This is a genomic window from Virgibacillus sp. (assembly GCF_013393565.1).
Taxonomy (GTDB): domain Bacteria; phylum Bacillota; class Bacilli; order Bacillales; family Amphibacillaceae; genus Virgibacillus; species Virgibacillus dokdonensis.
Window position 1 is genome coordinate 14,717 of the sequence record NZ_JABXHF010000045.1, and the last position, 21,939, is coordinate 36,655.

16 protein-coding genes are annotated in these 21,939 nt (G+C 37.5%); 3 read left to right on the forward strand and 13 right to left on the reverse strand.

The window, feature by feature from the left end:
• Window positions 1-255: 255 nt before the first annotated feature.
• From HLX49_RS10720 to fni, 6 genes are all read right to left on the reverse strand, one after another.
• Window positions 256-1,011, reverse strand: a complete 756-nt coding sequence (locus tag HLX49_RS10720; RefSeq protein ID WP_077706141.1) for an iron ABC transporter ATP-binding protein — start codon at window positions 1,009-1,011, stop codon at window positions 256-258.
• Window positions 1,005-1,955 carry an iron chelate uptake ABC transporter family permease subunit gene (locus tag HLX49_RS10725; protein ID WP_077706142.1) on the reverse strand — a complete coding sequence of 317 codons (951 nt, stop codon included), beginning with the start codon at window positions 1,953-1,955 and terminating at the stop codon, window positions 1,005-1,007. The genes HLX49_RS10720 and HLX49_RS10725 overlap by 7 nt, the downstream gene beginning before the upstream one ends.
• Window positions 1,945-2,898, reverse strand: a complete 954-nt coding sequence (locus HLX49_RS10730) for an ABC transporter permease (protein ID WP_296361798.1) — start codon at window positions 2,896-2,898, stop codon at window positions 1,945-1,947. The genes HLX49_RS10725 and HLX49_RS10730 overlap by 11 nt, the downstream gene beginning before the upstream one ends.
• A gap of 350 nt (window positions 2,899-3,248) precedes the next feature.
• A complete protein-coding gene (locus HLX49_RS10735) occupies window positions 3,249-3,974 on the reverse strand; it encodes a DsbA family oxidoreductase (protein ID WP_101932664.1) in 726 nt (241 codons plus the stop codon).
• Window positions 3,975-4,398: 424 nt separating this feature from the next.
• Window positions 4,399-5,265: an MBL fold metallo-hydrolase gene (locus HLX49_RS10740; protein ID WP_296361801.1), complete on the reverse strand. Its 867-nt coding sequence runs from the start codon at window positions 5,263-5,265 to the stop codon at window positions 4,399-4,401.
• Between the two features lie 760 nt (window positions 5,266-6,025).
• Complete coding sequence (gene fni, locus HLX49_RS10745; RefSeq protein ID WP_101932665.1) at window positions 6,026-7,078, reverse strand: type 2 isopentenyl-diphosphate Delta-isomerase; 1,053 nt, start codon at window positions 7,076-7,078, stop codon at window positions 6,026-6,028.
• 383 nt (window positions 7,079-7,461) lie between these two features.
• Between fni and HLX49_RS10750 the strand changes: the two genes are divergently transcribed.
• Window positions 7,462-8,001 carry an HD domain-containing protein gene (locus HLX49_RS10750; RefSeq protein ID WP_331805086.1) on the forward strand — a complete coding sequence of 180 codons (540 nt, stop codon included), beginning with the start codon at window positions 7,462-7,464 and terminating at the stop codon, window positions 7,999-8,001.
• A gap of 251 nt (window positions 8,002-8,252) precedes the next feature.
• Here the strand turns inward: HLX49_RS10750 and rsgA are convergent, their stop codons facing one another.
• The 5 genes from rsgA to HLX49_RS10775 all read right to left on the reverse strand — a co-directional run bounded on the left by rsgA (window position 8,253) and on the right by HLX49_RS10775 (window position 15,960).
• Entirely contained in the window at window positions 8,253-9,323 is a 1,071-nt protein-coding gene (gene rsgA / locus HLX49_RS10755; protein ID WP_101932666.1) for a ribosome small subunit-dependent GTPase A, read from the reverse strand.
• 585 nt (window positions 9,324-9,908) lie between these two features.
• Complete coding sequence (locus HLX49_RS10760) at window positions 9,909-10,733, reverse strand: aldo/keto reductase (RefSeq protein ID WP_101932667.1); 825 nt, start codon at window positions 10,731-10,733, stop codon at window positions 9,909-9,911.
• Window positions 10,734-11,173: 440 nt separating this feature from the next.
• On the reverse strand, window positions 11,174-12,808 hold the full coding sequence (gene abc-f, locus HLX49_RS10765) for a ribosomal protection-like ABC-F family protein (RefSeq protein ID WP_296361805.1): 1,635 nt from the start codon (window positions 12,806-12,808) through the stop codon (window positions 11,174-11,176).
• Between the two features lie 839 nt (window positions 12,809-13,647).
• Window positions 13,648-15,060, reverse strand: coding sequence for a LysM peptidoglycan-binding domain-containing protein (locus HLX49_RS10770; RefSeq protein WP_296361807.1), 1,413 nt, complete (start codon window positions 15,058-15,060; stop codon window positions 13,648-13,650).
• A 387-nt stretch (window positions 15,061-15,447) separates the two neighbouring features.
• Complete coding sequence (locus HLX49_RS10775; protein ID WP_296361809.1) at window positions 15,448-15,960, reverse strand: hypothetical protein; 513 nt, start codon at window positions 15,958-15,960, stop codon at window positions 15,448-15,450.
• A 506-nt stretch (window positions 15,961-16,466) separates the two neighbouring features.
• Between HLX49_RS10775 and HLX49_RS10780 the strand changes: the two genes are divergently transcribed.
• On the forward strand, window positions 16,467-18,227 hold the full coding sequence (locus HLX49_RS10780) for a methyl-accepting chemotaxis protein (protein ID WP_296361811.1): 1,761 nt from the start codon (window positions 16,467-16,469) through the stop codon (window positions 18,225-18,227).
• A 364-nt stretch (window positions 18,228-18,591) separates the two neighbouring features.
• Here HLX49_RS10780 and HLX49_RS10785 read toward each other — a convergent pair whose 3' ends face one another.
• Both HLX49_RS10785 and HLX49_RS10790 read right to left on the reverse strand, forming a co-directional pair.
• Window positions 18,592-19,155 (reverse strand): DNA-3-methyladenine glycosylase I, encoded by a 564-nt coding sequence (locus HLX49_RS10785; RefSeq protein ID WP_296361813.1) that lies wholly within the window; start codon window positions 19,153-19,155, stop codon window positions 18,592-18,594.
• Window positions 19,152-19,997 (reverse strand): sulfurtransferase, encoded by an 846-nt coding sequence (locus HLX49_RS10790; RefSeq protein WP_296361815.1) that lies wholly within the window; start codon window positions 19,995-19,997, stop codon window positions 19,152-19,154. The genes HLX49_RS10785 and HLX49_RS10790 overlap by 4 nt, the downstream gene beginning before the upstream one ends.
• Before the next feature lie 208 nt (window positions 19,998-20,205).
• Here HLX49_RS10790 and pepT point away from each other — a divergent pair, with 208 nt between their 5' ends.
• Window positions 20,206-21,438 (forward strand): peptidase T, encoded by a 1,233-nt coding sequence (pepT, locus tag HLX49_RS10795; RefSeq protein WP_296361817.1) that lies wholly within the window; start codon window positions 20,206-20,208, stop codon window positions 21,436-21,438.
• The last annotated feature ends 501 nt before the right edge of the window (window positions 21,439-21,939 follow it).

The following is a 21,939-nucleotide window of genomic DNA, read 5'->3' on the forward strand; positions in this document are numbered from 1 at the left end:
TTAAGTATTGTTCATAGAATATTTCTAATCATACTTATAAACGCTTCAGGAAAACTCGGATTTCACACAATGCGTTATATGTACGATCAACCCAACCGTTTCCTATTTTCCTACAGACAAGATAAGGCAAATTCATTTACCTTTCGACATCCATTCGTTAAAATAGATGTATACGCTATCCTTCATCATGACTTGGCTTGGTGGTCAGTCATGGTGTGGGATTTTTATTTTGTTTTTCAAACTAACATTCCCCCATTAAAAGTAAACACAAATTCGTTTATTATCTATATCCTTAATATCAATATCCATGTCATAAATATCTTTTAATACACATTTATCAATGACATCGCATGCTCTTCCTTGCTTAACGACTTTCCCATCCTTTAACGCGACAATATTATCCGAATAACAAGAAGCAAAATTAATATCATGAATAACAATCAAAACGGTTTTGCCAAGCTCATCCACTAAATTCCGCAACGTTTTCATAATTTGCACAGAATGGCGCATATCTAAATTATTTAACGGCTCATCTAGCAAAATATATTCTGTATCCTGCGCAATGACCATGGCGATGTGTGCTCGTTGTCTTTGCCCACCACTAAGTTGATCTAGAAACTTATCTTGCATATCACGCAGTTCCATATAATCAATCGCCTCGTCAACTTTTTCCCAATCGTAATCATTTAATTTACCTTGAGAATAGGGGAAGCGTCCAAAAGATACGAGCTCACGTACCGTTAATTTTAAATTAATGGAGTTGGATTGTTTTAAGATCGATATTTTTTTAGCGAGCTCATTACTCTTCGTTTTCATAATGTCTATTCCGTCAATCGAGATATCCCCATTATCTTTTGCAATAAGGCGACTAACCATAGAAACCAACGTACTCTTCCCTGCACCATTTGGGCCAATGAAGGAAGTAATTTTCCCTTTTTCAATCGTCAGAGATACATCTTCAATCACTTTCTTCTGGTTAAATGACTTAAATACATTTTTAATATCTACCATGATTTATTCTCCTTTAACAAAAGATAAATAAAGTAAATACCACCGATAAAGTTTATAATGACACTAATCGTCGTTTCAAAGGTAAATACTTCTTCTACAATAAACTGTCCGCCAATTAATGCAATAATACTTATGAGCATGGAGCCAATTAAAATATAAAAATGACGGAATGTCTTTAAAAATTCATAAGCTAAATTAACAACTAATAACCCCAAAAACGTCATTGGTCCTACTAAAGCTGTAGCCATCGAAATAAATACAGCAACAATAACGAGTAAATGCTTGACGACTTTTCCGTATGGAACCCCTAAGTTAACCGCATTATCTTTTCCTAGTCCCAATACATCTAAGTATTTGTAATAGCGCATCATGTAAACAAGAAGGAGTACAAATAAAACGACAGATATATAGACAAGGTCTGTGTTTACGTTGTTTATGCTGGCAAACATTCGATCTTGAGCTACCATGAACTCATTCGGATCAATTAACACTTGCATAAATGAAGTAATACTGCTGAAAAAAGTTCCTAATATCATTCCTACAAGCAATAGAAAATAAATATTGTTTTGCTCGCTTGTAAATAACAATCGATATAGGAGTAATGAAAATACGACCATTCCTCCAATGGAAACGAGGTAATTCACATGGCTATTCATCATAACTAACGAATTAGCCCCTACTACAAAGATAATAGCTGTTTGGATCAAGAGGTAAAGGGAATCCAGTCCTAATACACTTGGCGTTAAAATACGATTATTCGTTATTGTCATAAAAATCGTTGTCGCAAATCCGATTGCTGCACCTGTTAAAAGAATCGCCACAACTTTGATGATACGTCTCGGTAGAATGTATCCAATATTTCCAGTAAGGTCATAAAAAACATAAAGCAATGTTAATGATATAGCGATGAGAGTTAGAATAATTGTCTTCTGTTTATATCCCATATTTTTTTCTCCTAAAGAGCAGATAAATAAATAATCCGCTACCGATGACCCCTACCGTTAAACTAATCGGTATTTCATATGGATATATAATAATTCTGCCGATAATATCACAAATAAGAACGAAAATAGCACCTAACAATGCGGTATGTAGCAAACTTTTTTTCAAATGATCCCCTTGGTAGATAGTCACGATATTAGGAATAATTAATCCTAAAAATGGAATCATTCCTACTGCCAATACAACGGATGCGGTTACAAGTGCTACGATAATCAGTCCCAAAGTAACGACTTGCCGATAGTTTAATCCAAGGTTTTTGGAAAAATCTTCACCCATACCAGCAATCGTGAATTTATTTGCATAAAAGAAAGCAATCATCAATATCGGAATGCTGACAAACATGAGCTCGTAATTCCCTGTCATGATCATGGAAAAATCTCCTTGCATCCATGACGAGATGTTTTGAATTAAATCATAACGATAAGCAATAAAGGTAGACATGGAACTAACAATATTTCCAAACATTAAACCAACTAATGGGATGAATATCGCATCTTTAAATTTCACTTTTTCCAGTATCTTCATAAATGCAAACGTACCTAACAGAGCAAAAGCAAACGAAACAAGCATCTTTTCAAATGGATTCGCAGAGGTAAATAACACCATGGATACTAATATTCCAAGTCTGGCGGAATCCAATGTTCCTGCCGTTGTTGGCGATACAAATTTATTTCTGCTTAATTGTTGCATAATTAAGCCACAAATACTCATGCTCATACCAGCAATTAAAATACTTAAAAGTCTCGGAACTCTTGAAACCATTAATACTTTTGCCTGCTCCTCCGTTAGCTGAAATATATCTAGCGGAGAAACGTTTGATACACCAACAAAGATAGATACAAAGGAAAGTATAATTAATATGATTGTTAGATATCGTATTTTCATAGACTGCCCTTCACTTTCCACTTCCCCATTTTGTTTAGAATCATTATTATCTTTGATTCGTTCTAATCAATAATGATATTCATTATCAATTAAATTCAACTAATAGTATAACAGATTTCCTCATTACGTCAATGAAAAAATGCCAAACATCGCTTGCTCACGGACTCACAGGATGAAAGGAAGAAAAGATTGAAGAAAGAAGGAATATTTAGAAGGAGACTAAGCAGTTTGTTGGTTGTCGGAGAAGTATTTATGAAAGAGTTACTTCGTAGTAAGTTAAGCAACTTCCTATATCTAAAAAAGCAGGTTCCTACATTAAATAGAATACCTGCTTCCAATACAATTTTATTTTATTCTTCTTCCATTTCACAACAACCCTCATCTGTACAGTACATTGTTTTCGACCCTTTAGGGTTTAGTGATTGAAGTCTGTTTTCCATTTTCACTTCTTGCCAAACTTGTTCCAAAACCTGTGCAAAAACCCTTTTTGGTTGCGCACCAGACAGCGCATATTTTTCATTAAAAACAAAAAACGGGACCCCTTGAACGCCCATTTCTCTCGCTTGATGTTGGTCGTCTTTTACATCTCTAGCATACCTATTCGTGCAAATAACCTCAGCAACATTTCTTTTATTTAAACCCACTTTACTAGCAAGGGTCTGTAATGTTTCATGATCACTGATTAATTGAGAATCAGTGAAAAAAGCATGCATCAACGCTTCAGCCATGTCATTACCTTTGCCCAGACGTGCTGCATACTTCACTAAGCGGTGAGCCGTAAACGTGTTTGTATGCTGCATGGTATCAAAATGATATGTCAGCCCTACATCTGCTGCTTGCTTTTCTATCTGTTTACTCATTTGCTTTATTTGTTCTATGGGAATCCCTTTTGTATTTGAGAGATATTCATACATACTTTGATTTGGTTTTTCTTCTGCGTTAGGGTCTAATTGATAACTTTTAAACTCAACAACAATATCATTACGATATGCAAATGTTTCTAAGGATTGCTCCAATTTTCTCTTTCCAATATAACAAAAAGGGCAAACGAAATCAGACCATATCTCAATCTTCATACATACACCTCACTTTCAATTCATTGTAGCATAGCTATTCACATTGCATGAACAATCCTGCTTATCCAAGAAGCATAACGACATAAACCACAATATGTTTAGAGCATTTAATAAAAGCTACAACTAATTACCTCTCTATAAACTCGGCTTTTCGTCAAATTTATAGAAGCTGGTGTTTTAGAATCTCAATTTGTTGTTACATATCAATACGATATAAGACAATATAGGAATAGATTTTACATGTAGCAGGGAGCACTTAATAAGCTTATCCTTTCCTTCTTGATAAAATGGCTTTTCTAATTTTCTGTAGGAAAACTATAGCTTGCACCCTTTTTTTACAATATTGTAAAAAAAGGGTGCTATTACTGCTATAATCGCACCTCTTCATTCTTCCTATAGTGAACAAAGGAATTTACTCGACACGTTATTGATATAAGTTATTTTCTTTATCTACATACTTTCCATAATCAGGAATAGCTAAATCTGTAAATTGTTCAACAAGCCTGTCCAATCCGTTTTTTAACTTTTTACCTTTCATACTCACACCATGGCCTGGTACCACTATTTTAGGATTTAGTTCTGCTAATTTTTGTACAGATTCAAATGCTGCTTTCCAGTCGGTTGTATAGTATCTAGGTGGACCATTCACTTCCGCTGTTTGCATCAGCACACGATAAAATGAATCCTGTCTTACAGTAATGAACGCATCCCCTGAAAACAATAGCCGATCATTCTCCCGATAAAAAGATACATGACCAGGTGTATGTCCTGGCGTATGTACCCATTTCCAATTTTCTAAATGAGGAACTTGATTGTCTTCAGGAAGGGCTTGCACAGCATTCCCTAGATCAATCGGCTCATTCGGATATAGGTTAGCCATTTTCGCTAGTAGACCACCTTCTACGCTAGTGTCCGGTTTTGGGTAGCTTTTTTCACCACGTAAGTAAGGGAGTTCTTTAGAATGTGCATAAATAGGGACATCCCACTCTTCCAATAACGCAGCTAATCCCCCTACATGATCAAAATGAGCATGCGTCAACAGAATTGCAGCTGGCTTACTACCTTTTCCAAATCGGTCTACAACAACCGATTTAATTTCTGAAGCTGCATGAGGTAATCCAGCATCGATAAGCACCCATTCCCCTTTTTCAGGATGACCTACAAAACCAATATTTACCATTTGGTCCGTATAATAGTATATATCGGCTTTCACCTGTACACCGCCTCCACTTGTAATGGAGGTCATCGGAATAAATTTGTCATGTTCACGTTGATGAAAATTTTGCTCCATGCTAACCTGCCTCCTCGCTTAAATAATTAGTCGTAGTATTTACAACACGAAAAAAAATAACCACATCATCTGATATGGATTACAAGTCACTAATTATTTTAATAATCGGTTCTTAAAGCTAAAGATAGCTTGCACTTTATAAGGTAGCTTCTTCCAATTAACAGCGAACGATCTTGAACAAAGGCGCAAGCGCCCGTTTAGCAACGTAGCGAGTGGAACGAATCAACGAAAGTTTTAGGAATCACGGTGAGGAACGAACCGATGATGACTTAGCTTAGGGCGATTTCGTGAAGTCGCCTAGTTGCTGGGCGCTGAAGCCGGACGGAGCCCGTTCGGTTGTTTGGTTACGTCATAGCATCAAATTTTATGCTTTCTTATCTTCTTAGAAAAATTTGGCTTGTCGCCAAGTCTTATAGTAAAAGCTTGAATGTACCAGCAAATCTCCATAAGAAAGCCTTCGTCTGGCTCATACGATCAACCTTAAAACTTTGTGCTTTCCTACAGTAAGGATATCGGCTACATTTTTGCTTAGCAGCCATGAGATATGCGTTACAATTGTGAACTTCAGCGACTTTGTTGTGAACTTCGACCAACTTACTTGTGAACTTCAGCGACTTTCGTGTAAATTCAAGCGAAATTAATGTAAATTAAAGCGATTTTACATTTTCTTGTAGAATAATACGTTTTTTAGCAGTGAGATGCCTTCGTTTCGCTTATACTATAAATCAACTATAGACAAAAAAAGCTAGTTGCTGAGCAACTAGCTTTCATCTAGCAGAGAATTCCCCATAATCGATACGCGCCTTGTTTGTTGCAATGCTTCTAATGAAGTTACACCAATTCCAAACATAGCCATTTTTAATTCCAATTCTATTTGTTCCATCGTTGTTATGACTGCATCGGCTGATTCGGTTGCTGCCTGCAATAATTGACGTGCAAAACCGATCACATCTGCGCCAATAGTTATGGCTTTTGCAGCATCGACACCCGTTTTCATTCCTCCGCTTGCTACAAGAGGAGCTTTTGGAAGCTTATTTCTTACTGACACGATACAATCTTTTGTTGGCAGACCCCAGTTATTAAAAGCTTCAGCTGCCGCCTTGCGAAGTGGATCTTGCGAACGGAGCTTTTCAACTTGGCTCCATGATGTCCCACCAGCTCCTGCTACATCAATATACGCTATTCCAGCATTGTACAACTGTTCAGCCACGAAGCCATCAATGCCAAAGCCAACTTCCTTCGCACCAACTGGCACGGTTAATTTACTGCAAATTTCTTCTACTTTAGGCAATAAATCAGCAAAATTTAAGTCACCACCATCTTGTACAGCTTCTTGCAAACTATTAAAATGGAGAACAAGTGAATCAGCTTCCGTCATATCTACAATACGCTGGGCTTCTTCAGCGCCGTAACCATAATTCAATTGCACAGCACCTAAATTAGCAATTAAAGGTACTGTCGGAGCTTGCTGGCGTATTAAGAATGAAGCTTGGTGGGCATCACTTTCTAGTAAAGCTCGTGTTGAACCAAGGGCAACAGCCCATCCCTTTTCTTCAGCAGCTAACGCTAAGTTTTGATTGATCTTAGTAGCAAGCTCCGAACCACCAGTCATCGAACTTACCAAAAATGGCGCTTGTAACGATTTATTTAAAAAGGTTGTGTTGATTTGTATATCATCAAAATTAATCTCAGGAAGCGCATTATGTATAAATGAAATACCTTCTAACCCCGTCGATTTATTCACACCTTCTACATGCTCTGTTAAGCATAGCTGAATATGTTCGGTTTTTCTACGATTTATTCCCTCTTCCATGTTAAAAAACCTCCAATTTTACGACCTTGCATTCTATGATAACATAACTTAGATTCAAATCTTACTGTGACGATTTTTTAAAACTTACGCATGGTATAAAGCCATAAGGTTGAATTCCTTGTATAATATATAAGATGTTAAAAGACGAGATGAATTTGCTAAACTGTGAAATAGTCGAACTGAATTCATTTTCTGTTCCAAAAGGCAGTAATATGGATTAAAATTTTCTAGGTAGCAACCTCTCAGAAATGCAATTCGTCATTTTTTGCACCGTTTTTGAAGATTAGACATGTTTTAAACGGTAGCATTTTTAATTTATCGTTTCATAAAACAAGCACAAGTACATTTCATAACAAGCGTAAAAGCGAAAGGAATTCGTTAAAATGATGAAAGATAAAGCAAAAGAATTTGCTACTAAAGCACATGAAGGACAATGGAGAAAAGGTTCCAAGGCACCTTACATCACGCATCCTATTCGTGTTGCGAATATACTTGAAGAAGCTGGTTGCAGTGAGGAAGTTATCTGTGCAGGTTATTTACATGATGTTGTAGAAGACACAGCTACAACCATACAAGAAATCGCCATCCAATTTGGTAAACACATTACTTCTCTTGTCTGTGCAAATACCGAAAATAAAACCCTGCCTTGGGAAAAGCGAAAACAGCAAACGATTTACACATTAAAAACATCAAATATGGAAGTAAAGCAGTTAATTATAGCGGATAAATTAGACAATTTATTAAGTATCGAGGCAGATTTGCAATCCTTTGGAGAGGTTGTATGGGATCACTTCAATGCGCCTTTTGATAAGCAGAAATGGTATTATCAGTCGATAAAAGAAGTTATGTATCATGGCATTTCAACGAAAGAAGCACCTGCTTTTTTTAACTGTTATGAAAAGACCGTGTCACGTGTTTTTTAACGATCTTGGGACTTCAATCAATAGGGGTTTTCTCTCATCCCCCACTGATTGTTAGTACCTCAAGGGTATGACCTAGAGGCCTCTGTACGAATTGGGGGATTTAGATGCTGTTATCCCCCACTAAGACTTGATCAACTCGCATCTCCAATTCTTGAGAAGAGAATCTTACAGCACCTTATATTCGAGATAAAATCGAACGATGCCAAAAGCTTAAAACAGCTTTTGGCATACTCCTTAGCATAAATCTCTGTCTACTTGTATCCACGTTGTTTGTACGTGGCTTTCATATTTTTTGCTCGCTGTTTCCATTTGTTTTTCTCTTCCAACTGTGCCTTTTGATCCTGCTTTCTTTTTTCAAATGCTAATTCTCGCAACAATTTTTGATAACTATCAAAACGATCCTGTGAGAGCTCGCCTGAAGCAAGTGCTTCTTGAACACGACATCCCGGCTCTGTATCATGCTGACAATCACTAAAAAAACAGGCACTAGCAAAATCTTCTACATCTTCAAAGGCAGTATCTACTGCTGCTTCTCCGTCCCAAAGCTGTAATTCTCGCATTCCTGGAGTATCAATTAACAAAGCGCCGCTTTCTAACACGAACAATTCTCGATGAGTTGTGGTGTGTCGCCCTTTGCTATCATCCAAACGAACATCTTTCGTTTTCTGTACATTTCGCTCGGATAAAACATTGACTAAAGTCGATTTCCCTACACCAGAGGACCCTACTAAAGCGACAGTTTCGGCAGGTTTCAAGTAGGTATTTAAATCCTGAATCCCTTCTCCAGTAATATTACTCACAACGATAATCGGTACGCCAATTGCTACTGTCTCTACCTGAGCAATTAACGCTGGTAACTGTTCTTCTTCGTACGCATCCTTTTTCGTTAACACGATGACTGGAGAAGCGCCACTTTCGTAAACAGCTACAATATATCGTTCTATGCGGCGTATATTGAGATCATCATTGAGTGAACTTACGATAAATATCGTATCTAAATTTGCTGCAACTAGCTGCGCCTCTGTTTTATCCCCAGCCGCTTGTCGAACAAGCTGGCTTTTTCTTGGCAAAACATGTTGAATAACGGCCTTTTTCTCTAGCTTCAGCTTTTCTACTGCTACCCAATCACCAACAGTAGGAAAATCAATTGCTCCATTTGCCGCATTCAAAAATTTACCACTAACGTGAGCCAAATACTCCATCTCTCCATCAGAAATGCGGTAACTATTTCTCTGCACCGTTATTACCCGGGCAATAATTGCTGGGTCAGTTTTTGTAAACAAAGTCTCATTCCAACCAAGTTTGGTTAAATTAATATTCAATTATTTTCCTCCTTCAAAAATGGAAGTTCCATCGTGTAAGAAAACAGCTTTTACGTAAAATACAATTTTCTCCCACTGAACATCTGTTGTTAAGGAGGAAAGCCAAAGTGTATATCTATCTATTCCGACCGTTCCTCCATTTTGTTTATGTTTGTTTTCTTATTGAATACATACATCAACATCAACTCCTTTCAAAATGGAACAACGCGTGTTGAACCTTAAGTATGTTATAACTGATTTTAACTTCATTTGTAAAGTGTTTTTAACCGTTTGTTTCACATTCAAATAGTAACTATCTCATGTAAAGTGAAACTCTTATCCGTATGGATTTCTTTTATCCCTCACAAATTGCTTCCTAGCCCAAGGGTAAACCTAAAGCTTGCGAATCGGAGGTTAAGGTCACTTAGACTTGTTCAGCTGTCATCTGCCAAATCTTACAGCACTTTTTATCGGAATTACAAGCGATTTTTATACAAAACGCACAGCGTGGCGGGCTTCCTTATCACCAAACCTTTCTAGCTGAAACTGTAACGATGCACACAAAAAGCTGCCTTTTACTTTTAAGCGTAACAGGCAGCTTTTGTTTTAGCGACTATTCATTTCGCTCGGCTTTGGTCCTTTTCGTTCGCCTCGGTCCAATTTAGAAATGGCATCCATTTCCTCTGATCCCAGTTCAAAATCAAAAACAGCGAAGTTTTCCTTTATTCGTGAAGGTGTTACCGATTTCGGTATAACAATATGGTTCGCTTGCAAGTGCCAACGCAACACGATTTGAGCAGGTGTTTTTTGATGCGCTTGGGCAATCCTTGTAATTTCTGCATTCTGCAGCACTTCGCCACCTTGCATAAGGGGACTCCAAGCTTCGACATAAATATGATGTTGATCACAAAAATGCTGTAACTCTTGTTGCTGCAAGTATGGATGACATTCAACTTGATTAACCGTTGGAACAACCTCACACTCATCCAACAACCGTTGTAAATGTTCCTTGTTAAAATTGCAAACACCGATCGCTTTCACACGACCATCTTGATACAATTTTTCCAATGCTTTATAAGTTTCAACATATTGATCAAATGCAGGTGTTGGCCAGTGGATTAAGTATAAATCTACGTAATCTAATCCAAGCTTATCAAGACTTTCCTCAAAAGCACGAAGCGTGTTTTCATAACCTTGATCACTATTCCAAACCTTTGTTGTAATAAACAATTCTTCTCTAGGCACAGAGGTATTAGCAAGTGCTCTTCCAACTCCACGCTCATTGTCATAAATTTTAGCTGTGTCGATGGACCGATATCCCACTTCGATTGCTTTTTCAACTGCTTTTGTTGCTTCTTCATCAGACACTTGCCATACACCAAAGCCAAGTTGTGGCATACGTAAACCATTGTTTAAGGTAATGTAATGCATTGATTAGCCCCTCTCTATTCCGATACTTTTATAGTATCACAATTAACAATTGCAACCAAAAAATTCCTAACTAATGGGCGACTTTAAATTGAAAGGGGCAATAGAAGCTAGCATGACACAAACTTTTTCACACGAAATTCAGGGACAGTACTTAGTGAATTACTTCGACCACTAAGATGCTTAAAGAAATCGAGGGAGCATTGTTTCTTAGGGGAATTTCGCTTTCGTTCCCCTAAATAAAAGAATGGTGGCTCCTCTTTATCTTGATTATTTTACGAAGGAAGGGATATTTGACTTCATTATCGCATTATGCCTTCTTTATCCACTCAACTTTATATCACTTAGAAGTATATATTTTCTCAGGTAAATGTTTCGTTTAACGCCTCACCGAAACTATCCCCTCCAGTTGGTTGGAGAGGAATGTTTCTTTCGCAAGTACGTTAAATTCCGTTATGGAGCCAACGTTTTCGAGCATAGCTGTAATTTCCTTCAATTCTTTCCAGTTGCTTATTTTCTAATACATATGTGATTGGAAAAAGTCGATCCAAAAAGTAACGGTCATGGGATACAGCAATAATCGTACCATCGAACTGTTCTAATGCTTCTTCTAACATTTCTTTCGACTCTATATCCAAATGATTTGTCGGTTCATCTAAAATTAGGATATTATGATTTTGATACATTAATTGGGCAAGACGCAAACGTGTCTTTTCTCCTCCGCTTAAGTTTTCCGTCGTTTGAAATACCTTTGCGCCATAAAAAAGAAATTGAGCCAATATATTTCTCGCCTCTCCCTCCTCCATTGGAACATGGTCGCGGAATTCATCAATTACCGTGCGTTTCCCTTCCATCTCTAGCATATGCTGCGACAAATAGCCAATAGACAAACGACTACCTAATTGCCGTTCTCCTGCATCTGCTGCTATCTTCCCTAATATTATTTGCAATAGCATTGATTTACCCGTACCATTTTCACCAATAATTGCCACTCGCTCTTGAAAGCGTACATGCATATTCACGTGCTGAAAAAGCATTTTATCTTGCACACTTTTTGAAACACCTTCCAGCCGAATAACATCTTTTCCGCTGCGATCTTGCATTTTAAAATCGATTTGCATACGTTTATGCTCCAATATGGGGCGTTTTAACCGCGTCATTTTATCCAAGGCTTTTTGCATACTCTTTGCCCTGCGATGTAATCCATCATTTGGTGGATTCGCTTGATTTGCCCATTCTTTCAATCGTTTTATGGTTTCTTTCATTTTCTTTATTTTCTTTTGCTGATCTTGATATTGCTGAAATTCCTGTAACAGCCTTTCCTCTCGTTCTTTTACATAATTCGTATAATTCGTGGCAAAGGTAATTAATTCTCCTTGATCTAATTCCCAAACCTTTGTGACAGTGTCATCTAAAAAATAGCGATCATGGGAAACAATCATTACCGTTCCTGTGTAATTGCGAATAAAATCCGTTAACCATTCGATTGCTTGAATATCCAAATGATTGGTAGGCTCATCTAACAACAGTAAGTCTGGTGCTTGCAACAGTAATTGAGCTAAACCAACTTTTGTCCGTTCCCCACCACTCAAATGTTTCCAACACTTTGTTGCCAATTCTTCTATCTGCAAGCCGCTCATGACCCTCCGAATACGAGCGTCGATTTCATAACCACCACGTTCTTGAAAGCTTTCTTGCATATCTCCATACTTTTCAATCAGCTTCGTTAATTTTTCTACGTTTGCTTCTTTTGCCATCAATCTTTCCAAACGTTCCATTTCAACTTTTAGCAAGTTTAAATCTGTAAACACTTCCGTTAGTAGCATTTCAACCATTGATTCCTGTTCCTTGATAGGATTTTGCAACAGCAAACCAACGGAACTATTTTTCTTCCAAGTTATTCTTCCTTTAGCAGGTTCGGTTTTTTTCGCAAGTAACTGCAATAAAGTCGATTTCCCTGTTCCATTTCTTCCAATTAAACCAATTCTGTCTCCTTCTTTCACTTCTGCAGTAATCTGTTCAAAAATTTGATTGGCCCCTATTATTTGGGTCACTTGTTGGATACTTACCGTTATCATTTTTTCTCTTCCTCCGCTCTAGAAGAGACAACTCTACCTATACGTTAGGAACAAGATTTCATTTTATTAGTAAGTGATTTTTTTAAGCGTATTCCCCTTGCATGAGAAGCCAGTAAGGTGGTGCATATGCAAATCACCATCCACTGATGTTTTCGTGTTCATTTAGGCAACGATAAATGAACTGCTCATGAATACCGTTTAGAAACAGGTTTTCTGACGTTTTTCTTATACGATACACCTTAAAACGCAATCCTTTCTTCTAGTTGAAGTATATACATGATAAACCTGTGATGAAAGAAATATAAGTCTTGTCATCTCCCACTTAGATTAATTTCATTTTTTACAGTGGGGTATTACAACTTGATGTAGTTGATTAAAAACGTAGCTTATCACCAATTCTTCATAGAGAACGAATGCTTTAGAAAAACTTGGCTTGTCGCCAATTCTTATGGCGAAAGCCTTGTTTTTCTTATACTATAAACCAAGAAAATCTTATACTTTCCTATAGTGTAAAAAATTCATAGCAAAAAGACGTAAGTAGAGTTTTCTCCTTACGCCGTTTCATAAATCCACAAATAAGCATCTTTAGTAAGTACGATTGTGCACACTCGTCACACTTATTTCCGTCCGGTTAGGTAGATGTCTCTCACTGATTTTTTCCATTATTTTGAATTCGCAATGGACACACGTATCCCGTTGCTTAGATTATTGGAAAAAATTGCATAACGAATAGCAAGATATGCTTTCATTTTCGTTATACCACCAGTTTGATTCATCTACCTCACCTCCCTGTTATAATTGTTTTAAGTTTATCCGACCGTACTTTCTTTGTCAATCCCCTATATTTTCATTACTTGGAATTGGTTCTGTAAGACTGGCCAATTTTGGGCAAACGGGATCCCTAACACCCAAAACATAGCGCCTCTTAAATCGTAATTAGCTATTCGTTCGTATTTCGCCTTTATGCTGCGAGCATCTTCAAACCAAACCTCATGCCTCTGCCCATTGTCATCTGTATAACGAAAATTTGGCGCTTGATAAATTTCATCATATTGAATAGCTTCTTTATAAGTGAAAGCTAAATCGACAGCTTCCTGTGTGTTAATTGTTCTAGCACGGGTTCCTTCTTGCCAAGGTATCTTCCAATCTCTTCCGTATAAAGGGATTCCCATCATTATTTTTTCTTTTGGTATGACAGTAACTGCATAATCCAATACTTTTTCAACTTCATTAATAGGCGCAATGGCCAGTGGCCTGCCTCCCGCCCATCCCCATTCATACGTCATCAAATTAATAAAATCGACTACTTTTCCTTGTGCTTCATAATCATGTGCTTCATATAGTAATCCCTGTTGGTCACTACTCGTTTTTGGTGCCACTGCTGTTGTTACCAGATATCCTTGAGGATGCAAACGACGAACCATTCGTTTTAAAAATTCCGTATACCGATCTCGGTCTTCCGGATATACATATTCAAAATTAATATTTATGCCTCTATATCCCTTATCATTCATAATAGTTAACGCGTTTGTAATTACTTTATCCTGTAACTGGACATCTCGTAAAATAGCTGCTGCTGTATCTGAATCAAATTCCCCTGCTTTAATATTACTTAATACAAGTAATGGTGCTACATTCATTTCCTTTGCCGCTTCTAAAATGCGTTCATCAGGTAAAGAAGTTAAACTTCCATCTGGATTTACTTGATATGAAAATGGGTTTACATATGTCAGCAATCGACCATTCATTAACATATCTTGCTTTCCTTGCTGGTCTAATTGGATAGTATAGGCACATACTTGTTTTTTAGGCTTTGCTGGAAAAGGAATTCGTATAATAGTACCTGGATAGATGATAGATGGTTGAACAAGGTAATTCACCTGCAAAATTTCTGCTGTTGTTACACCAAATCTGTGTGCAAGCTGCCAAATAGAGTCGCCAGGCTCAACAAGGTAGAGAAAATAAGGCAAGGATAACAATTGCCCCTCATATATAATAGAAGTTTCTGTAAGGTTGTTAACAGCTGCCAGATCAGCTAATGCAACATGGTAATTCTTTGCAATCTGAGCTAATGTATCCCCTGTTTGTACAACGTATTCTTTTGTTGGATCTGGTATGACCAAGCTTTGTCCAACGACGAGCTTATCTGCATCTGGTAATTGATTAAGTGTACGTATTTGTTGTACATTTAATCCATAGCGTTGCGCTATTTTCCAAAGTGTATCTCCTTGATTTACCACATATACTCCCATACATCATCTCTCCATTTATTTGCTCTTCCTATAGCCTATTCCATCCATGTTTGTCCTGTTCGTAAACTCTGACCAATTACAGCCCTTGCGAATTACTGCTGCTATAAGAATTAAGTTAAAGCGCATTCATGACGGCTTCTTTTAGGCAGTTTATCGGAGTTAATAATTTTATATATTTTGTAAACGAACCGTATAGCATCCTTCATCTTAGTCATATTGTTAAGCTGTCCCATTTTGATAAGCATTCAACGTCAGTTCTAACGCTTTTCCGTAAGGTGTTCTCGGCAATGCGCCTACTCTTTCTTCATACTTTTCTCCATTTAATATTACAGGGTGTTGATTTTAAAAACATTCGTATTGAACATATTCGACGCAAAAAAGCCTGATCTAACAAGGAGACCAAACAATTTTTCCATTTTCTTCTTTATGATTAATACTTACGTCAAAATAGTGCTTGGCGTAAAAATGTTTCAACCGTTCCACATGATCAAAGTCGCGTTTAACGATATCACCAGTAATATAATGTTTATTTTCATCATAAGCAAGCTCTTTTAAATGGTTCATTAATACAGAACCGTAGCCTTTATTTTCTTCCCCTTTAATATCAGTAATGTGAAGGGTATTTTCTAGTTTATATTCAGCTTCAATAGCTGAATCCCATTTCCCGAGAAATGGCTTTGTGCATGCATGAAGCATCATTTGAATCGAATTTGCTTTTCGAATTGCATAGATGATGACCCAGTTAGCCTCTTTTGTTTGATCAATACTAACAATATATGCTTGTTTGGCAATTTCTTTTACATTTTGTTGCATACGAAAGACTTGTACTTCCAATGTATTTAGTTCTTCCTCTAATTCTTGCTTACTTTTTTCGCTTGCTATAAAAGCAGAAACTTGCATTCTATCACCTACATTCTTTTAATTACGCACACAATTTGACATTTTACATGAGAATGGCTTTTTAACGCAAATGGTAGCATTGTTTGTTAGTTATTTAAGTAGCGAGAAGTTCTCCACTAACTTTGTTTCAATAATTTATAAGGGCCATTTTAATGCAAATCGCACAGCTTAGCTTGAACCTTTTTACTAACCTATTGTAAAAAAATTTGCACTAATAGCTTTAATTCTATTCGAATTTAGTCGATATCTTAAAAAAGGTAGCATTATTTATAATGATAGAAATATTCTTTTCATCTTTTCAAAAGAACATCGTGAAATTTCTTATATTTTGTAATTCATACTGCACCAAGACTTTTTACAGGTTACTAATCATATGAAGCAAAACTAAGAATTTGACAATAAGTCTTAATTCTTTGAACAAAGGAGCGAGGTATTCGTTTAGTAATGTAACGAATCAAATGAGTCAACGGGGCTAAAGGAATCATGCTAAAACAGGGGGGGATTCTATGAAAAACAAAAAAGTCCATACAAAGGAAAAAAAGCAAAAGAACTGGAGAAAGAAAGTCATTTTTGCTTGGGGAAATCTACGCATTCATAAAAAATATTTATCAGTTTTCTTTTTAACAATTGCTTTAATGCTTACTTCTTCTATCATTGTATATGTGCAGTTAAAAGGAGGACAACAAGATATTCATAGAGTGAATGAACTACAGGAACAAACAGACCAAATTTCCCAATTAGCAATCATTATTCAGGCGAAAGATGTACAATCCGCCGACTATTTAATTACTGGGAATGATAAATATTTTACTAATTTCGAAGCCTATCAAAAGGAATTCGAGCAAGTTGCCCAACAATTAAATAAAACGATGGATGATAAAAGTCAGAAAGCTATTCTTAACGATATTGTCGATAAAAACGAGTCCATCGATAAAGCATTTATGGAGCGGATGGTAACCTCTGTCGAAGAAGGAAGAGAACAATTCGCTAACACTATTCGTCACTATTCGGGAGGATTGCGAGAAGACACACTGACACTTGTCAATAATCTTCTCGATCAAACGCAACAACAACAAGCTAGAGCCATTGCTGAAACAGAAAACAGCTCAAACAGGAGTGTATACATACTAGCATTCTCCAATCTATTATCGCTAGCTATCGGTATACCACTAATGATTATGATTAGCCGTGGCATTACTTCCAGATTGCAAAGCATTGTTCACACTACAAAAGATATAGCAAATGGAAATTTGCATATACAACAGGAAGAGACTAAATCGAAGGATGAAATTGGACAACTAGCTCAAGCTGTACATAGGATGCGAGATCGAATACGAACAATTATTCAGAGCGTCCAAAGCGTTTCTTCCTCTGTATCTGCACAAAGTGAGCAATTAACGAAATCAGCTAGTGAAGTGAAAGAAAGTAACCATCAAATCGCTACAACGATGGAAGAATTAGCTAGCGGTACAGAAATGCAAGCAACAGGCGCAAGTGAACTATCTGACAATATGAATCACTTCGTTGATAATGTACACATTTCTGAACAAAGAGGAAGCGAAGTAATGACAGATGCTAGCGAAGTGCGAAAATGGACGACAGAAAGTTCTACCTTAATGCAACAATCTGTCCAGCAAATGAACCAGATTGACACCATTGTAGAAGAAGCAGTAACGCAAGTAAAAGGCTTGGATAATCAGTCAAGTCAAATATCCAAACTTGTGAAAGTCATACGAGATATTGCAGAACAGACGAATTTGCTCTCGTTAAATGCCGCCATTGAAGCTGCAAGAGCTGGTGATCATGGTAGAGGATTTGCCGTAGTAGCAGATGAAGTTCGAAAGCTTTCAGAACAAGTTGCGCAATCTGTAGGTGAAATTACTACCATCGTGCAGCGGATTCAATCCGAGACAAGCGACGTCGTTTCTTCTTTAAATCGAGGTTATGATGAAGTAAAAACTGGAAAGCAACAGATTGAAGATACAGGAGCTAACTTCCAACAAATGAATAATGCGATAACGGGTATGATTGAAAAAATGCAAGCTATTTCCATGAAACTAAAAGAGAATACAGAAACAAGTAAAGACATGGAGCAACTCGTCAAAGAAATAGCTTCTGTTTCACAGGAATCAGCAGCTGGAGTAGAACAAGTTGCAGCTTCTACAGAAGAGACGACCGGTACCATGGAGCAAGTTTCTCATAATATTGAAGAGTTAGCAGAATTAGCTAAAGACCTTCATAAACAAGTGAATGTCTTTAAGCTTTGAAGTTGTAGAGCAAAACAAATCGTTATACCTACAAAAAATTACAATTTAAGGTTCGATTTTCCATTTATATAGTTGCATGTATCTGGAGAAGAAATACCTTCGTGCTGTGTCGGCAGTGGTCAATACATACGCTTAGTCATATCATTCGAGGAGTAAACGGACGCGACCCGACATGCGTTTGACTGCGTAAGCCATTTTTTCTGGAGAGAGCGAGCGGCTTCTTGTGCAGGGCGGGCGACTTCTCCTCGAACATGAGCGTTTTCTCGCGTAGGGCGAGCGATTTTTCGCGTGGGAGGAGCGAATTCTCGACGTGCATGAGCGAATTAACGTGCGCGTGACGCGGGCCGAATTCTCCTGCCCGTGTTCAGCGAGCTATAGACAAAAAGCAGTCTTTCGTATGGTCATTGACCATGCCTGTCGCTTGCATAAAAGCGTAACAAATGGTTGGCCCAACGAATTGAAAACCGCGTCGTTTTAGATCTTTGCTCATTTGTTCGGATTCTGTCGTATATGCGGGCACTTGTTCATGCGTTTCCCAGTGATTAACAATTTGTTCCCCGCCGACAAAGGACCATATATAGGAGGAGAAGTCTCCCAACTCCTGCTCTACTTGCAAAAAGGACTGTGCATTCTTAATGAAAGCATTTATCTTTCTCCGGTTACGAATAATTCCTTTATCTTGGAGGAGCGCTTCTATTTTCTGATTGCTATATTTACTTATTTTTAACGGATCGAAATGATCAAAAGCTTGGCGATAATTTTCTCTACGCTTTAATATTGTAATCCAGCTTAATCCTGCTTGTGCCCCTTCCAAGCAAAGCATTTCAAATAATTTTCGGGCGTCATACTGCGGGACGCCCCATTCATGATCATGATAAGTAATATAGACAGGATCATCTGTGACCCATTGACATCTTTGTTTTGTCATGCATCTTCACCAATTGCGACTTCATTTTCATCATAAGAAATCCAATCACTGAAGCTACCAGGGTATAATTTCACATTTTCATAGCCAATTGATTTTAAAGCTAAAATATTAGGGCAAGCCGATATACCAGAACCACAGGAAACAATGATTTCTTCGTTTTTCTGAAGGGAAGCAAATTGCTTTTCTAGTGCCTCCTTCTTTTTCCATGAGCCATTTTCATCCAACACTTCTTTCCAGAAATAGTTTTTAGCACCAGGAATGTGACCCGCTCGAGCATACATCGGTTCATAATCTCCTAAATAACGTTCTCTTGCGCGTGAATCAACTAAAACAGTTTTATTTTGAGTTACTTTTTCTTTTACTTCTTCCATATTTGCAATTTGATTGTCTCTTAATTGCAAGTGAAATACTTTTGGCGTTAGTGTTGGTACTTCGGTAGTTGTTTCATTGCCTGTTTTTTCCCAGCCATTATAGCCCCCGTCAAGAACATACACTTTGTCATGCCCCATATAATGGAATAACCACCATGCTCTAGCAGCAAACATATCATTATCTGCATCGTATATCACAACGGTTGTATCGTGATCAATACCTAATTTCCCTACTTTTCCTGCAAGCATCGTAAGATCAGGAAGCGGATGATTCCCACCATGTTTTCCTTTTTTTCCAGACAAATCTTTTTCTATATCCATAAAAACAGCGCCCGGAATGTGATTTTGTAAATATGCTTTTCTGCCTGCATCAGGGTCCGTTAATTGAAAACGCACATCGATAATTACTGTATTGTTTAAATGATTATGTAGCCGATTCTTTAAACGGTCTACGCTAATAAGATAGCCCATTTTCTTCCCTCCAATAATTTTATAGCCATTCGTAATCCGTATTTGTTACCCTTATTTTATACGATAAGCTTCCTTATGCCTACCCCTAACTTAGAGACTCGAACTATTTAAGTTAGAAAATTAGTGTAATTAAGTTATAATAGAAAGCATACTATTCATGTTTACATGATGAAGTACATACTTTTTACTTTGACAGGAGTTGACTTTCATGAAAAAAGAAATAATGGAAAGGTTTATTACGTATGCAAAGATGGATACGCAATCCGACGCAAGCAATGACGCTACACCTTCTACACCTGGACAGTTTGATTTAGCGAATCTTTTAGTACAAGAGCTTCAGGAAATGGGAATGACAGACGTTGCCGTTGACGGCTTCGGCTATGTGATGGCAACACTTCCAGCAAACACGGATGGAGATATACCGACCATTGGATTTTTAGCGCATGTGGATACAGCAACAGACTTCACTGGAAAAAATGTTCAACCACAAATCACGGAGAATTACGACGGGAAAGATATTGTATTGAACAAGAAAGAAAATATTATATTATCGACTACCGATTTTCCAGAGCTTTCGCAATACAAAGGTCATACAGTAATCACTACAGATGGAACAACTTTACTTGGCGCTGATAACAAAGCGGGGATTGCTGAAATTATGACTGCGATGCATTATCTCATCACACATCCAGAAATCAAGCACGGGAAAATCCGCGTTGCTTTCACACCCGATGAAGAGATTGGACGTGGACCACATAAATTCGATGTGGAACGTTTCGATGCTACATATGCCTACACTATCGATGGTGGTCCATTAGGAGAGTTGCAATACGAAAGCTTTAACGCAGCTCAAGCAAGAGTAACCTTTAAAGGAAATAGTGTACATCCAGGAACAGCCAAAGATAAAATGGTGAACGCTGGGAAAATGGCAGCAACCTTTATAAATGAAATTCCAAACGAAGAAGCGCCGGAATATACAGAAGGGTACGAAGGATTTTATCACTTAAGCAATATTACTGGTGATGTGGAAAATGCAGAACTTATCTACATTATCCGAGATTTTGATAAAGCGAAGTTTCAAGAGAAAAAAGTTTTATTGCAAAAAATCACAGAGAAATTTCAGACCAAATATGGAACGGAAGCTGTTAGCCTTGAATTGCGCGATCAGTATTATAATATGCGCGAAAAAATTGAACCGGTGAAAGAAATTGTCGACATTGCTTATGATGCAATGAAAAGCTTAGATATCGAACCAATCGTAAAACCGATTCGTGGTGGTACAGATGGTTCGCAATTATCCTACATGGGACTGCCAACACCGAACATTTTTACTGGTGGAGAAAATTTTCATGGTAAATTCGAATACGTCTCGGTAGATAATATGATGAAAGCCTCAAAAACAATCATTGAAATCTGCAAGCTATTTGCCCGACGCTATTAATTAGAAAAACTGACTTATCGCCAAGTCTTATGGCGAAAGGCATAGTTTTCTTATACTATATACCTTTAAACTTTTATACTTTCCTATAGTGGAACAAAGGCGCAAGCGCCCGGTTAGCAACGTAGCGACTGGAGCGAATCAACTAAAGTTTTAGGAATCATGGTGAGGCACAAACCAATGATGACTTAGCTTAGGGTGATTCGTGAAGTCGCCTATTTGCTGGGAGATGGAGCCAGACGTGGCTTATTCGGTTATTTCGTTATACACAAGCACCTCACCTTTTACTATCGTAAAAGAATGCAGTCGTATTTCTTATAGTATAAACCACTAGCATTGCATAAATATGGTTTGAAAATTCAGCAAACATCTTTGCGGGATTTTTTGCCAAAAAGACAAAGGCTAAACAAAGGTGGTCTGTCCATTTGGAAAAATTATACAATTAAACTATTAGCAACAGCGACACTGTATGTATTTACGGAATAGATCTATCGTCAAATCTGC

Excerpts from the sequence above, each read along its gene's own strand:
- HLX49_RS10720 (WP_077706141.1), bottom strand. The coding sequence starts at position 1,011 with ATGGTAGATATTAAAAATGTATTTAAGTCATTTAACCAGAAGAAAGTG.
- HLX49_RS10725 (WP_077706142.1), bottom strand. The coding sequence starts at position 1,955 with ATGGGATATAAACAGAAGACAATTATTCTAACTCTCATCGCTATATCA.
- HLX49_RS10730 (WP_296361798.1), bottom strand. The coding sequence starts at position 2,898 with ATGAAAATACGATATCTAACAATCATATTAATTATACTTTCCTTTGTA.
- HLX49_RS10735 (WP_101932664.1), bottom strand. The coding sequence starts at position 3,974 with ATGAAGATTGAGATATGGTCTGATTTCGTTTGCCCTTTTTGTTATATT.
- HLX49_RS10740 (WP_296361801.1), bottom strand. The coding sequence starts at position 5,265 with ATGGAGCAAAATTTTCATCAACGTGAACATGACAAATTTATTCCGATG.
- fni (WP_101932665.1), bottom strand. The coding sequence starts at position 7,078 with ATGGAAGAGGGAATAAATCGTAGAAAAACCGAACATATTCAGCTATGC.
- HLX49_RS10750 (WP_331805086.1), top strand. The coding sequence starts at position 7,462 with ATGATGAAAGATAAAGCAAAAGAATTTGCTACTAAAGCACATGAAGGA.
- HLX49_RS10760 (WP_101932667.1), bottom strand. The coding sequence starts at position 10,733 with ATGCATTACATTACCTTAAACAATGGTTTACGTATGCCACAACTTGGC.
- abc-f (WP_296361805.1), bottom strand. The coding sequence starts at position 12,808 with ATGATAACGGTAAGTATCCAACAAGTGACCCAAATAATAGGGGCCAAT.
- HLX49_RS10770 (WP_296361807.1), bottom strand. The coding sequence starts at position 15,060 with ATGGGAGTATATGTGGTAAATCAAGGAGATACACTTTGGAAAATAGCG.
- HLX49_RS10775 (WP_296361809.1), bottom strand. The coding sequence starts at position 15,960 with ATGCAAGTTTCTGCTTTTATAGCAAGCGAAAAAAGTAAGCAAGAATTA.
- HLX49_RS10780 (WP_296361811.1), top strand. The coding sequence starts at position 16,467 with ATGAAAAACAAAAAAGTCCATACAAAGGAAAAAAAGCAAAAGAACTGG.
- HLX49_RS10785 (WP_296361813.1), bottom strand. The coding sequence starts at position 19,155 with ATGACAAAACAAAGATGTCAATGGGTCACAGATGATCCTGTCTATATT.
- HLX49_RS10790 (WP_296361815.1), bottom strand. The coding sequence starts at position 19,997 with ATGGGCTATCTTATTAGCGTAGACCGTTTAAAGAATCGGCTACATAAT.
- pepT (WP_296361817.1), top strand. The coding sequence starts at position 20,206 with ATGAAAAAAGAAATAATGGAAAGGTTTATTACGTATGCAAAGATGGAT.